Annotated in this window: 11 protein-coding genes; 10 read left to right on the forward strand and 1 reads right to left on the reverse strand. The window is 51.3% G+C overall.

Annotated elements, in window-relative coordinates; translation table 11 throughout:
* Positions 1-828: 828 nt before the first annotated feature.
* The 7 genes from argJ to cysG all read left to right on the forward strand — a co-directional run bounded on the left by argJ (position 829) and on the right by cysG (position 7,873).
* Positions 829-2,055 carry a bifunctional glutamate N-acetyltransferase/amino-acid acetyltransferase ArgJ gene (gene argJ, locus ACM5Q9_RS07810; RefSeq protein WP_418144172.1) on the forward strand — a complete coding sequence of 409 codons (1,227 nt, stop codon included), beginning with the start codon at positions 829-831 and terminating at the stop codon, positions 2,053-2,055.
* 6 nt (positions 2,056-2,061) lie between these two features.
* Entirely contained in the window at positions 2,062-3,114 is a 1,053-nt protein-coding gene (locus tag ACM5Q9_RS07815) for a DUF1853 family protein (RefSeq protein WP_418144173.1), read from the forward strand.
* A gap of 142 nt (positions 3,115-3,256) precedes the next feature.
* Complete coding sequence (rplU, locus tag ACM5Q9_RS07820) at positions 3,257-3,568, forward strand: 50S ribosomal protein L21 (RefSeq protein ID WP_418144174.1); 312 nt, start codon at positions 3,257-3,259, stop codon at positions 3,566-3,568.
* Between the two features lie 33 nt (positions 3,569-3,601).
* Positions 3,602-3,862 (forward strand): 50S ribosomal protein L27, encoded by a 261-nt coding sequence (gene rpmA / locus ACM5Q9_RS07825; protein WP_418144175.1) that lies wholly within the window; start codon positions 3,602-3,604, stop codon positions 3,860-3,862.
* A gap of 131 nt (positions 3,863-3,993) precedes the next feature.
* A complete protein-coding gene (gene obgE, locus ACM5Q9_RS07830; protein ID WP_418144176.1) occupies positions 3,994-5,097 on the forward strand; it encodes a GTPase ObgE in 1,104 nt (367 codons plus the stop codon).
* Positions 5,098-5,136: 39 nt separating this feature from the next.
* Positions 5,137-6,285 (forward strand): glutamate 5-kinase, encoded by a 1,149-nt coding sequence (gene proB / locus ACM5Q9_RS07835; RefSeq protein ID WP_418144177.1) that lies wholly within the window; start codon positions 5,137-5,139, stop codon positions 6,283-6,285.
* A gap of 214 nt (positions 6,286-6,499) precedes the next feature.
* Positions 6,500-7,873 carry a siroheme synthase CysG gene (cysG, locus tag ACM5Q9_RS07840; protein ID WP_418144178.1) on the forward strand — a complete coding sequence of 458 codons (1,374 nt, stop codon included), beginning with the start codon at positions 6,500-6,502 and terminating at the stop codon, positions 7,871-7,873.
* Positions 7,874-7,980: 107 nt separating this feature from the next.
* Here cysG and thiC read toward each other — a convergent pair whose 3' ends face one another.
* Entirely contained in the window at positions 7,981-9,894 is a 1,914-nt protein-coding gene (gene thiC / locus ACM5Q9_RS07845; protein WP_418144179.1) for a phosphomethylpyrimidine synthase ThiC, read from the reverse strand.
* A 337-nt stretch (positions 9,895-10,231) separates the two neighbouring features.
* Between thiC and ACM5Q9_RS07850 the strand changes: the two genes are divergently transcribed.
* From ACM5Q9_RS07850 to ACM5Q9_RS07860, 3 genes are read left to right on the forward strand one after another with little or no spacing between them, the layout of a single operon-like run.
* Positions 10,232-11,194 carry an ABC transporter substrate-binding protein gene (locus tag ACM5Q9_RS07850; RefSeq protein ID WP_418144180.1) on the forward strand — a complete coding sequence of 321 codons (963 nt, stop codon included), beginning with the start codon at positions 10,232-10,234 and terminating at the stop codon, positions 11,192-11,194.
* A gap of 33 nt (positions 11,195-11,227) precedes the next feature.
* Complete coding sequence (locus ACM5Q9_RS07855) at positions 11,228-12,031, forward strand: ABC transporter permease (RefSeq protein WP_418144181.1); 804 nt, start codon at positions 11,228-11,230, stop codon at positions 12,029-12,031.
* Positions 12,031-12,810: an ABC transporter ATP-binding protein gene (locus ACM5Q9_RS07860; protein WP_418144182.1), complete on the forward strand. Its 780-nt coding sequence runs from the start codon at positions 12,031-12,033 to the stop codon at positions 12,808-12,810. The genes ACM5Q9_RS07855 and ACM5Q9_RS07860 overlap by 1 nt, the downstream gene beginning before the upstream one ends.
* The last annotated feature ends 188 nt before the right edge of the window (positions 12,811-12,998 follow it).

The following is a 12,998-nucleotide window of genomic DNA, read 5'->3' on the forward strand; positions in this document are numbered from 1 at the left end:
GCCTATGACTTTTGTCATCTCCCGTACCTTTTTACCTGGAAGTAAGTCGACCCCTCGTCAATTTGGGTGAATTTATGGCTCTTCATAGCCAAAGGTCATAAGATTTGGGGAGAAAGGTTATAAAAGTTAGGAAAGACCTTCTGACCTTTTCCCTGATTTTTTATGACCATCTCAACCTAAACAATTGATTTTTTTATAGATGCTAAATTTCTCCTGTATGTATGGTGGAGAAATCGATAATAATGCTGCAGAACGGGCACTACTTGCTATTTATCAGCTGGACACAAAAATTACGTATTCCTAGGTTCGGATGTCAATGGAAACTGGGCTTCGACGCTTTATAGGCGAGTGCAGCTGTAAAAAAAAACAAGCTTTAAGCTATCAATGACAGTATTGGATAGAACATTACTAATACTAATACTAATAACCTCCTAGACCAGAACTTTAATGAAACTCACATTTCTGGAACAAAACTTATTGTCACTGAAGTCTCTTTTTACTCATTATTTGATAAGCCGCAATTAAATCCAGATTCCTCATTGTTTTGACAACCAAACCCAGCCTCATATGAGTATTATTCGAGTTTCACCAAGATCTAGCTTCCCCTATAAGAGAACAGATCTTTAATGTCACTAACTTTTAACAAAAACAGTCTTTTAGAGCAGAACTTATTGTCACAAAAAGGCTAGAGCAGAACTATTTGTCACGGATCAAAACTTTAATGTCACTCACCAAGATTTTTTCGTGCATGCCGTTTTTTTACAGCATACCCGTCATTTAAGGGTTATTATTAAGGGTATTCCATAACCCCAAGGACAGAAAAGCAGAATGGCTGTCAATCTTCATATTCCCAAAGAAACAGATATTTTTCCTGTCGCAGGCGTAGAAATCGGTGTGACCGAAGCTGGTATCAAAAAAGAAAACCGTAAAGATCTTACTGTTTTCAAATTCAGCCCAGGTACTGCCGTAGCGGGTGTTTTTACCAAAAACCGTTTCCGTGCCGCGCCTGTTCAAATCTGCGAATCACGTTTGCACGCCGGTCATGACATCCGCGCCTTGCTTATCAATACCGGCAATGCCAACGCAGGCACCGGTGCCGATGGCCTTGAACGTGCCTATGCCACTTGCAAAGCCCTGGCCAAAGAACTGGGGGTTCTCGAAGAGCAAATCCTGCCTTTTTCAACCGGCGTGATCCTTGAGCCCCTGCCTAGCGACAAAATCATTGCCGCCTTGCCGCAAGCCATCAATGCCCTGGGTAAAAACGAATGGATGAAAGCCGCTTATGGCATCATGACCACCGACACCCTGCCCAAAATCTGCTCCCGTCAAATCCAGATTGATGGCAGAACAGTTACCTTTACCGGCATCAGCAAAGGCGCCGGCATGATTCGCCCCAATATGGCTACCATGCTTGGTTTTCTGGCCACCGATGCCGACATCGAGCCCGAACTGCTGAAGTCGCTGACCCTTGAAATTGCCAACCGCTCTTTCAACCGCATTACCGTTGACGGCGACACCTCCACCAATGATTCTTTCATTGTGGTTGCCACCGGCCAAAGCGGCATACAGGTTAACAACACCAGCTCTACGCATTACGACATCATTGCCAGCACCCTGTCCGACATGGCATGCGAACTGGCGCAAAAAATCGTGCGTGATGCCGAAGGCGCCACCAAATTCATTACCATTCGCATTGAAAACGCCGGTGACAACGAAGAAGCACTTAAAGTCGCTTATGCGATTGCCCACTCGCCACTGGTTAAAACCGCTTTTTACGCCTCCGATCCGAACCTGGGCCGCATTCTGGCCGCTGTAGGTTACGCCGGCATCGATGACCTTGATGTCAGCAAAACCCGCTTATGGCTGGGCGATGTCCTGGTGGCCGAAAATGGCGGCCGCTCTCCGGCATACCAGGAAGAAGATGGTAAACGCGTAATGACCGAAGCCGAAATTCTGGTCCGTATTTCACTGGGCCGCGGTGAAGCTGCCGAAACAGTTTATACCTGCGATTTCTCTCATGATTATGTCAGCATCAATGCTGATTATCGCTCATAAGCATTCATGAGCAGTTCCCAAAAACCGGTTACGCCCGTCGTTAACCGGTTTTTTTCTGCCGGGCAAAAAACCTTGCCTTGCCAGTCCTGGCGCGACCTTTACTGGTTATTGCACACCCAAGCTTTGCTGGCACCCGGCTTTTCTGCGCCATACCCGCCCGCCCGCTTTCCCGACCATTGCCTGCAACAAATCATGCAATGGATGAAGCAGGAAGAGCAGTACCCACAGGCATTAGCCACCCATACAGAGGCCAATTACAGGCGTCTTGGCCTTTATGCCGAACACCTCCTGAAACTAAGCCTGGACCACTGCCCAAGTATCCAACTCTTGCTGCACCACCATCCCATTCATGTCGCACCGCTTGCCCATGAAAAAGGCCGCAAAACACTTGGTGAAGTTGATTACATCTGGCAAGACAAGCAAACCGGCAAGATTCACCATTGGGAACTGGCTGTCAAGCTTTACCTTTACCTGCCTCAGGCTGAAGCACCCAATATGCCTGACAGCCTGCAAGCCAACAATGAATTGCCGCGTTTTGTGGGGACCCAGTTACACGATACGCTATACAGAAAAACACAGCGGCTGTTCAATCACCAGTTGCTGCTTTCCACGCATGAGCAGATTACCGACAAACTGGGCAGGCACGTCGATGAAACCGGTCTTTACCTGAAAGGATGGCTGTTCTACCCCTTGCAAAACCAGGACTGGAACAGCTATCTTTACCCTGAAAAGCCCACGCTGGATTTGCTCAATCCGGCCCACAACAAAGGCTGGTGGCTGCGTCTCCCCCATTTCCTGTCCCGCCTTGCCCGCCAACCCGATTCCATTCGCTGGCTTATCCTGCCTAGGCTGTACTGGCTGTCCGAAGCATGGGCACCTGCTGCGCAAACCCTTGATGCCTCACAATTACTACACCTGCTTGAAGCGCATTTCCAGGGCAGCGGCAACCCTGAAGAACCACTACTGCTCGCCGCACTCCAGGAACACCCTGGTCACCCCGGACTTTACCGGGAAATCCACCGCGGTTTTGTGACCGGCAACACTTGGGCGCGTGCCTGAAAACCACAACCATACCCCTTAAGCAGCTTTAAATTCATCAAGCAATTGATTTATTTGACTTTTCAAAACAATGTAGGCTAAAATGCAGGGCTTAGCATAAAATATTTGCTATGAAATTTAATTATTTTTGAGGTTAAACCATATGTACGCGGTCATAAAAACCGGCGGCAAGCAGTATCGCGTTGCCGAAGGTCAAAAACTTAAGATAGAACAGATACCAGCTGACATTGGGCAAGAAATCTCGCTAGACCAGGTTTTATCAGTTGGCGAAGGTGAATCAATCAAGATTGGTGCTCCTTTTGTCGCTGGTGCTGTGGTGAAAGCAAAGGTTCTTGCACAGGGTCGTCACGATAAAGTGAAAATTTTCAAAATGCGCCGTCGCAAGCACTATCAGCGTCACCAAGGCCATCGCCAAAATTACACACAAATCGTAATCGAAGCTATCACAGCTTAATTTCGACTTACCTTAATACAGCAGGAGCTAATCATGGCACAAAAGAAAGGCGGCGGCTCAACCCGCAACGGCCGCGACTCAGAATCCAAACGTCTGGGTGTTAAAGCGTACGGTGGTCAGGAAATTCCAGCAGGATCCATCATTGTTCGTCAGCGTGGCACTCGTTTCCACCCCGGAACAAACGTAGGTATCGGCAAAGACCACACTTTATTTGCATTGGTTGATGGCAGCGTACAGTTCTCTGTAAAAGGCGCTCTCAACAAGCAAACTGTTTCTATTATTGCGGCAGAATAAGCGCAATTTCAAAAACAGCCAATGCCGTTCACTGTATCAAGTGAGCGGCATTTTTATTTTTATCCCCCTTCCGAAATGCAGTTCTTGCAATTTGGAATTAGAATAACTATTTACAAGTAAAAAAGCGAACCATGAAATTCGTAGACGAAGCCACCATCGAAGTAGTCGCGGGAAAAGGCGGCAATGGCGCAGCCAGCTTCCGGCGTGAAAAATTTATCCCCAAGGGTGGTCCCGATGGCGGAGACGGTGGTCGTGGTGGCAGCATTTATGCCATTGCCGACCGCAACATCAATACCCTTATCGATTTTCGCTATGCCCGCCTGCACCGTGCCAAAAACGGTGAGAATGGTCGCGGCTCCGACCAATATGGTGCGGCGGCCCCCGATATTACCTTGCGAGTTCCCGTCGGCACGGTTATCTATGACCATGAAACCGGTGAACAGTTGTTCGACCTGGACCGTCACGGTGAGCAAGTCACACTGGCAGCGGGTGGCATGGGTGGCATGGGCAACCTGCATTTCAAATCCAGTGTCAATCGCGCCCCTCGCCAGTTTACTTATGGAGCAGAAGGCGAGCAACGCAAGCTGCGCCTAGAGCTAAAGGTACTGGCCGATGTGGGCTTGCTGGGCATGCCTAATGCCGGCAAATCCACCCTTATCACCAAAATATCCAACGCCAAGCCTAAAATTGCCGATTATCCATTTACCACCCTGCACCCCAATCTGGGTGTGGTGCGAACCTCGGCCGCCCGCAGTTTTGTCGTGGCCGACATTCCAGGATTAATTGAAGGCGCTTCGGAAGGAGCCGGCTTGGGTCATCTGTTCCTGCGCCACCTTACCCGCACCCGGGTACTGCTGCATCTGGTTGATGTCTCCTCTATTGACCCGGATGTTGATCCGGTAGAAAAAGCCGTCGCTGATGCCAGGGCCATTGTGGAAGAACTGCGTCTGTACGATGCAGAACTCTACAACAAGCCCCGCTGGCTGGTTCTGAACAAACTGGACATGCTGGACAACCCGGAAGAAATCAAGCAACGCTTCTGCCAGGAATTCGAATGGGATGGACCGGTCTTTGCCATTTCAGCCCTTAACGGCGGAGGTACGCAAGAACTTATTTGGGCCTTGCAAGACTACCTCGACAAAGTCAAGGCCGAAGAACATATTGAGCAGGACAAGCAACAGGAAAACTATACGCCTGAAGATCCGCGCTTTGATGATTCCCGTTACAATCTTTAATTAATCATTTATTTTTTAGTATCTGCCCCGATTCACACCATGAGCATCGCGTCGAAATCTGCCGTTCATTCAGCCCAACGTATTGTCGTTAAAGTGGGCTCTTCCCTGGTTACCAACAATGGCAAGGGCCTGGATAACACCGCCATCCGGCAGTGGGCGGCACAAATCGCCGCGCTCAGGAAACAGAACAAGCAAGTGGTTCTGGTATCCAGCGGTTCGGTGGCCGAGGGGATGGCACGCCTGAACTGGCAAACCCGCCCCAAGGCCATGAACGAACTGCAGGCAGCCGCCGCAATCGGGCAAATGGGACTGATCCAAGCCTATGAAACCGCGTTCCATGAACACAATATCTGTGCGGCGCAAATTCTGCTCACCCACGAAGACCTGGCTGACCGTCACCGTTATCTGAATGCGCGTTCCACCCTGTTTACCTTGCTGGACCTGGGTGTGATCCCAATCGTGAACGAAAACGATACTGTTGTCACCGATGAAATCCGGCTGGGAGATAACGATACGCTAGGGGCGCTGGTTACCAATTTAATCGAGGCTGATGCCCTGATTATCCTGACCGACCAAAGTGGCCTGTATGACAGTGATCCACGCAAAAACCCGCAGGCAAAATTAATTTCCGTTGCCAAGGCAGGCGACCCGGCGCTTGAAGAAATGGCCGGCGGCGCCGGTTCGAATATCGGCACTGGCGGCATGGCCACCAAGGTGCTGGCCGCGAAACGTGCCGCCAACAGCGGTGCCCATACGATTATTGCCTCTGGCCGTGAACCGAATGTCCTTGAGCGCCTAAGCCAGGGCGAATCAATCGGCAGCGAATTGCGTGCCTCGGTGGCAGTACGCTCGGCCCGCAAACAATGGCTGGCCGATCACTTGCGCCTGCGCGGCCAGATAACCCTTGATGAGGGCGCCCTGCAAGCCCTTACCCAACAAGGAAAAAGCCTGTTGCCCGTTGGGGTTATTGGTGTAAACGGTGATTTCGAACGGGGCGATGTCGTGGCCTGCGTAGATGAAAACCATGTTGAATATGCCCGTGGCCTGATTAACTATTCGTCTTCAGATACCCGCCGCATCATGCGCCAGCCCACCCATAACATTGAAACCATTCTTGGCTCAATGACGGCCGGCGAACTGATGCACCGAAACAATATGGTGGTGCTGCGCAAGTTTGCCAAAGCCTGAAGTCCTGCACCAATACTCTTCTGGTTACCGCGCGGGAGCGTGGGAACCAATAGAAACAGCTCTTGTTGTCTGGCTCCCACGCTCCCGCGTGGTAACAAACAGACCATATAACCATAAGTTATAAACATCAATAAAATAGTTATTTTTGTTTATTAAGTATTTCATATAGCATTCATCAGATCCCATCATTGTTTCTTATCGCTCCTGGTTTCTGATGTCTTCTTATTACCCCATCTTCGCCGATCTTAACAATCGCCCCGCCCTGGTTGTCGGTGGTGGCCACGTTGCCGCACGTAAAATTGCTTCCCTGCTCAAGGCCGGTGCCCAGGTGCGCGTGGCGGCCCAGGTGCTTTGTGAGGAAGTGACCCAATGGGTAAAAGAAGGCCGTATCAGCCATATTGCGGACACTTTTCAGCCCGGGCAATTAAATGACGTCTTTCTGGTTATTGGTGCCACCGACAATGCAGAGCTGAACCGCCAGATCGCCAGCGAAGCAAACCAGCGCCAGAAACTGGTGAATATTGTGGACACCCAGGAACTGTGCTCATTCATCCTGCCTTCCGTCATTGACCGTGCGCCCATTCAAATTGCCATTTCAAGCCAGGGCACCTCTCCCGTCCTGATCCGTCTGCTGCGGGAAAAGCTGGAAGCCCTGATTCCCCATCATTTAGGTGAGGTCGCCAGCCTGGCCGGTAAATGGCGCGATCAGGTCAAAACCCGCTTGGGCAACATCACAGAGCGCCGCCGCTTCTGGGAGAGCCTGTTTGCCAGCCGTTTTAACACCCTGGTGGAAAACGGACAAACCCGACTGGCTGAAGAAGAACTGGAACAACAGCTGAATGGTCATACCAGCCAGCCTGGCGAGGTTACCCTGGTGGGTGCCGGCCCCGGAGACCCGGAACTGCTCACCTTAAAGGCCTTGCAAGCCATTCAGCAGGCCGATATCGTGTTGCATGACGCCCTGATCAGCGACGAAATACTGGAACTGGTGCGTCGTGACGCGATTCGGGAGTCAGTGGGCAAACGGGCTGGCGCGCATTCGGTCGCGCAGGAGGAAACCAACCAGCGCTTGGTAAAATATGCCCAACAGGGATTACGGGTAGTCCGCCTGAAAGGAGGCGACCCGTTTGTCTTTGGCCGAGGCGCTGAAGAACTGGAAGTGCTGAAACAGGCACAGATCCCTTTCAAGGTCATTCCGGGCATTACGGCTGCCCTGGGTGCAACCGCCTATGCCGGTATTCCACTCACACACCGTGATCATGCCCAAACCGCCATGTTCATTACCGGCCATTGCCGCCCCGATGGCAGCGAGCTTGAATGGAAAACCCTTGCCCGTGGCAAACAAACGCTGGTGATTTACATGGGTACCATCAAGGCCGAAGAGATTTCACAAAACCTGATAGACCATGGCCGTGCTTCGACAACACCCGTGGCCATTATCAGCCACGGTACCCGCAAGAACCAGCAGGTTCATACCGGCACCCTGGCACAATTGCCCGAACTGGCCAAACTGGCGCAGGCCCCAGCCCTGATCGTAGTGGGTGAAACCGCCGGACTTCATTCAAACCTGAAATGGTTTGGTGAATAGGCGTTCTTGTGCCGGGGGCTGGCTGTGGTTCCCACGCGGGAGCGTGAGGATTAGGTAGTAGGTAGACGCTCCCATGCAGAGCGCTGGAACAAAGAATCTTCTACCTATTATGCCTGGTGATAAATCTCGGCGCCCTTCTTCACGAACTCGATGGATTTCTCCTGCATGCCTTTTTGCAGGGCCTCTTTTTCGCTGACACCCTGCTGCTCAGCATACTCGCGCACATCCTGGGTAATTTTCATACTGCAGAAATGCGGACCGCACATGGAACAGAAATGCGCCACTTTCATCGAGTCTTTCGGCAGGGTTTCATCATGAAAATCCTTGGCCGTATCCGGATCGAGCCCCAGGTTGAACTGGTCGTCCCAACGGAATTCGAAACGTGCCTTGGACAAGGCATTGTCCCGAATGGCAGAGCCCGGATGCCCCTTGGCCAAGTCCGCGGCATGGGCGGCAATCTTGTAAGTAATGATGCCGTCTTTCACATCTTTTTTGTTAGGCAATCCCAAATGCTCTTTAGGAGTCACGTAGCACAGCATGGCGGTGCCATACCAGCCTATCAGTGCGGCCCCAATGCCTGAAGTGATGTGATCGTAGCCGGGCGCAATATCGGTAGTGAGCGGGCCCAGCGTATAAAACGGTGCTTCATGGCAATGTTCCAGCTGCATGTCCATGTTTTCGCGAATCAGGTGCATCGGCACATGGCCCGGGCCTTCAATCATGACCTGCACATCGTGCTTCCAGGCCACCTGGGTCAGCTCGCCCAGGGTTTTCAGCTCGGCAAACTGGGCTTCGTCGTTGGCATCGTAGCCCGAGCCCGGACGCAGGCCATCCCCTAGCGAGAAGCTGACATCGTAAGCTTTCATGATGTCGCAAATGTCTTCAAAATGCTCGTACAGGAAGCTTTCCTTGTGATGCGCCAGGCACCATTTAGCCATGATGGAACCACCCCGGGACACAATACCCGTCATGCGATTGGCCGTCATGGGAATGAAGGGCAAGCGAACGCCAGCGTGAATGGTGAAGTAATCCACGCCCTGCTCGGCCTGTTCAATCAGGGTGTCGCGGAATATTTCCCAAGTAAGCTCTTCAGCCTTGCCATCGACTTTTTCCAGTGCCTGGTAAATCGGCACGGTACCAATCGGCACCGGCGAATTACGAATAATCCATTCGCGGGTTTCATGAATATTTTTGCCGGTGGAAAGATCCATCACGGTATCGCCCCCCCAACGGATGGCCCAGGTCATTTTTTCCACTTCTTCGTGAATACCCGACCCCAAGGCCGAATTACCAATATTGGCATTGATCTTGACCAGGAAATTGCGACCAATCGCCATGGGCTCAATTTCAGGGTGGTTAATATTGGCCGGAATAATCGCGCGGCCACGGGCTATTTCATCGCGCACGAATTCGGTGGTGATACGTTGGGGAATGGAAGCACCAAACGACTGGCCAGGATGCTGTCGGCTGATGCGCGCGGCCAGTTTTTGCCCTTCGGGGCCACTTTGGCGCAGGCTTTCCAGATATTGCTCTACCCGCATGTTCTCGCGAATGGCAACAAATTCCATTTCAGGGGTCACGATACCCTTGCGGGCATAGTGCATTTGCGACACATTATGGCCCGCCTTGGCCCGGCGTGGCGGACGCTGCAACTCAAACCGCATGGCAGCCAACTGCGGATCTTGCAGACGCTGTTGGCCATATTCACTGCTGGGGCCGCTTAACACCTCGGTATCGTTACGTTCTTCAATCCAGCTTTTGCGCAATGCGGGCAAGCCCTTGCGGATATCAATCCGTGCCGCCGGATCGGTATAAGGCCCGCTGGTATCGTAAACGGTTAACGGCGGATTCTTTTCACCCCCAAACATGGTAGGGGTGTCGTCTTGCGATATTTCCCGGAAAGGCACGCGGATGTCGGGGCGGGAACCCTGCTCATAAATTTTGCGTGAACGTGGCAATGACTGGATGGCAGCGTCGTCAACGTGTGCCGTTGCCGCTGTAAAGATGGGTTTAGCGCTCATGAATGCTCCAAATGAAAAAATGGAGCCGAATAGGGAATGACTTTCGATGGATTCGAATGTTGAACTCCCAGCCTCGGCATTATCCGTACTGGTACAAAGGGACTCTCTCAACCAAGCTAATGCTTAGTACCCCTGTTTGAAGCGCAAATTATACGAAGGTGACTGCCTTGTGTCCAGATTATTTTCCAACAACAAAAAATACTCATTTTCCAAAACTAATTAACCGAATCCCATGGGAATAAATCGTATTTACGCAAATCTGTCATAAAATCTTGGCTTGCCTAGTATTTAAATAACCGCCCCAAAACACACCTACTGTTACCTTGAAGGAAAGATCATGTCTTTAATGAAAAAAGCATTGTTTGTCGGCCTGAGCCTGTGTTTTTCTGCCGTGTCCGCGACCGCCTCGGCTCAGGAAACCACCAAAGTGGTCATTGGCATGTCTGGCTGGACCGGATTTGCCCCCCTGACCCTGGCACAAAAAGCCGGCTTTTTCAAGAAACACGGTTTGGATGTCGACATCAAATTCCTGCCCGTTAAAGACCGTCTGCTGGCCTACGCCTCTGGTTCTTTGCAATGCGTGGCCACCACCATCGACAGCTTCATCGCCTGGAATGCCAACAATGTACCGGTCACCCAAATATTCATGCTGGATGCCTCCCATGGCGCCGATGGCATCGCGGTACGCAATGATGTTAATGACATCAAGGAACTGAAAGGGAAAACCATTGCCGTGGAAACTGCGGGTGCCTCTCCTTACTTTCTGCTGTCTTACATGATGCACAAAAACGGCATCAAAATGTCCGAAATCAAAACCAACACCCTGTCCCCACAGGCGGCTGCCCAGGCATTCAATGCAGGTCAGGTTGATGTAGCCATGAGCTACGAGCCCTACCTGTCCACCGTTCGTGAAAACGAAAAAGGCGGCAAAATCCTGGCAACAACCGTTGAGTACCCTGCGATCATCGACTTTGTCGGCTGCAACCCCACCTGGCTCAAAGACAACCCCAAAGCCGGCTACGCACTTGTTGCCGGCTACTCTGATGCCCTGGACATGATTAAAAATGATCCTAAGGAAGCCTATACCATCATGGGTGCCGAGGTTAAACAGTCTGCTGAGCAATTCGAAAAATCCGCTTCATTCCTGACCTGGAAAACCAAGGAAGACAGCCGCGAATACTTCAAAAATGACATTATTCCCTTCATGAAAGAAGCCACCGACATCCTGATTGACACCAAAGTGATCCGCAAGGCACCAGCAGACCTGAACGCCCTGTTTGATGCGACTTATGTTAATTAACTCATGACGTCTTAAGTCTTAAATAACGCAGTAATGAAACCAACACAACACAAAATTTTTGAATTCAGGCCGTTGCATCCCGTTCACCCACGTTTCAAGTGGGTGCTGGGTCTGCTCTTTTTCATTGTATTCGTTGCCGTCTGGGCCGCTTTTACCCTGGGGGGATTTGTTTCCCCCACTTTCCTGGCCAGCCCGCTTACCATGCTTGAAGAGGGATACCTGCTTTTCACGGAATACAATTTTATTCATGATATTGGTATGACGGTCATGCGTGTGCTGGTTGGTTTCCTGCTGGCGTGTCTGGTTGCCGTGCCACTGGGCATTGCCATGGGGGCCTTCAAGTTTATTGAAGCGTTCCTGGAGCCCTTCGTGTCCTTCTGTCGCTATCTGCCAGCCTCGGCATTTATTCCCTTGCTGATTTTATGGGCAGGTGTTGATGAAGCACAAAAAATACTGGTGATCTTTATTGGCTCGGTCTTCCAGATTATTCTGATGGTTTCAGTCACGGTCAGTAATGCCCGTAAGGATCTGGTGGAAGCGGCCTATACGCTGGGCGCCAATAACAAGGGAATTATCCGTCGTGTGATACTGCCCGGTGCAGCACCGGAAATTGCAGAAATCCTGCGCTTGGTGCTGGGCTGGGCCTGGACCTATGTGATTGTGGCCGAATTGATCGGTGCCTCGTCCGGTATCGGTCACATGATTACCAATAGTCAATCCCTGATGAATACTGGCCAGATTATTTTTGGCATTATCACCATTGGCATTATCGGCCTGATTTCCGATTTTGCCTTCAAGGCCATCAACCGCCGCTTATTTGCCTGGAGCAATCTGTAATGAGCCAGCTGGAAATTCAAAACGTCAGCCGCGTCTTTCCGGGTAAAAAAGGCACGCAAACCCAAGCCCTGACCCCGATCAATTTCAGTGTTAATGAAAATGATTTTGTCACAATCCTGGGCCCTTCAGGCTGTGGCAAATCCACCATGCTACGCATTATTGCCGGCCTGGACCAACCCACTACGGGCCAGGTGCTGCTGGATGGCAAGCACATTACCGGCCCCGGTGCCGACCGTGGGATGGTGTTTCAAAGCTATACCCTGTTTCCGTGGCTCACTGTAGAGCAAAACATCTGTTTTGGCCTGCGTGAAAAAGGCATGTCCGCCGCCGAGCAGAAAGAGCGTAGCGGCTACTTCATTAACCGCGTCGGCCTGAAAGGCTTTGAACAACATTTCCCGAAACAGCTTTCTGGCGGCATGCAGCAACGTACAGCGATTGCCCGTGCCCTGGCCAATGATCCCAAGATTTTGCTGCTGGACGAACCGTTCGGCGCACTCGACAACCAAACCCGCCTGCTGATGCAGGAACTGTTGCTGGGCATTTGGGAGTCGGCCCAAAAAACCGTGCTGTTCGTGACCCATGATATTGATGAATCCATTTTCATGGCCAACCGGATTGCCGTATTCAGCGCCCGACCTGGTCGCATCAAGACCGAAATTGCGGTTAACCTGCCCCACCCCCGCCACTACACCGTCAAAACCACGCCCGAATTCATGGAACTGAAGGCCATCCTGACGGAAGAAATCCGGGCCGAGGCAATTGCGGCCGAGCAACGATAAGGCAACGCAGCCAGGGGTACCGACAGGCGATACCTGCCTGTCAGCCCCATCACTTTGCGGGGCCACTCATTACGCCTTATGCAAGGCTGATCATAACTACCCTTAATCAAAGTAAAGCCCGCCTTTCAAAATTTTCAATTACCCTTTCTGACATTTGCATCTACAATTGACGCTCCTGTAACCAATTA

Source organism: Advenella sp. RU8, from assembly GCF_048381675.1.
Lineage (GTDB): Bacteria > Pseudomonadota > Gammaproteobacteria > Burkholderiales > Burkholderiaceae_B > Advenella.

Bases quoted from the DNA above. Each gene is read 5' to 3' on its own strand.
- argJ (WP_418144172.1), top strand. From the start codon at position 829: ATGGCTGTCAATCTTCATATTCCCAAAGAAACAGATATTTTTCCTGTC.
- ACM5Q9_RS07815 (WP_418144173.1), top strand. From the start codon at position 2,062: ATGAGCAGTTCCCAAAAACCGGTTACGCCCGTCGTTAACCGGTTTTTT.
- rplU (WP_418144174.1), top strand. From the start codon at position 3,257: ATGTACGCGGTCATAAAAACCGGCGGCAAGCAGTATCGCGTTGCCGAA.
- rpmA (WP_418144175.1), top strand. From the start codon at position 3,602: ATGGCACAAAAGAAAGGCGGCGGCTCAACCCGCAACGGCCGCGACTCA.
- obgE (WP_418144176.1), top strand. From the start codon at position 3,994: ATGAAATTCGTAGACGAAGCCACCATCGAAGTAGTCGCGGGAAAAGGC.
- proB (WP_418144177.1), top strand. From the start codon at position 5,137: ATGAGCATCGCGTCGAAATCTGCCGTTCATTCAGCCCAACGTATTGTC.
- cysG (WP_418144178.1), top strand. From the start codon at position 6,500: ATGTCTTCTTATTACCCCATCTTCGCCGATCTTAACAATCGCCCCGCC.
- thiC (WP_418144179.1), bottom strand. From the start codon at position 9,894: ATGAGCGCTAAACCCATCTTTACAGCGGCAACGGCACACGTTGACGAC.
- ACM5Q9_RS07850 (WP_418144180.1), top strand. From the start codon at position 10,232: ATGTCTTTAATGAAAAAAGCATTGTTTGTCGGCCTGAGCCTGTGTTTT.
- ACM5Q9_RS07855 (WP_418144181.1), top strand. From the start codon at position 11,228: ATGAAACCAACACAACACAAAATTTTTGAATTCAGGCCGTTGCATCCC.
- ACM5Q9_RS07860 (WP_418144182.1), top strand. From the start codon at position 12,031: ATGAGCCAGCTGGAAATTCAAAACGTCAGCCGCGTCTTTCCGGGTAAA.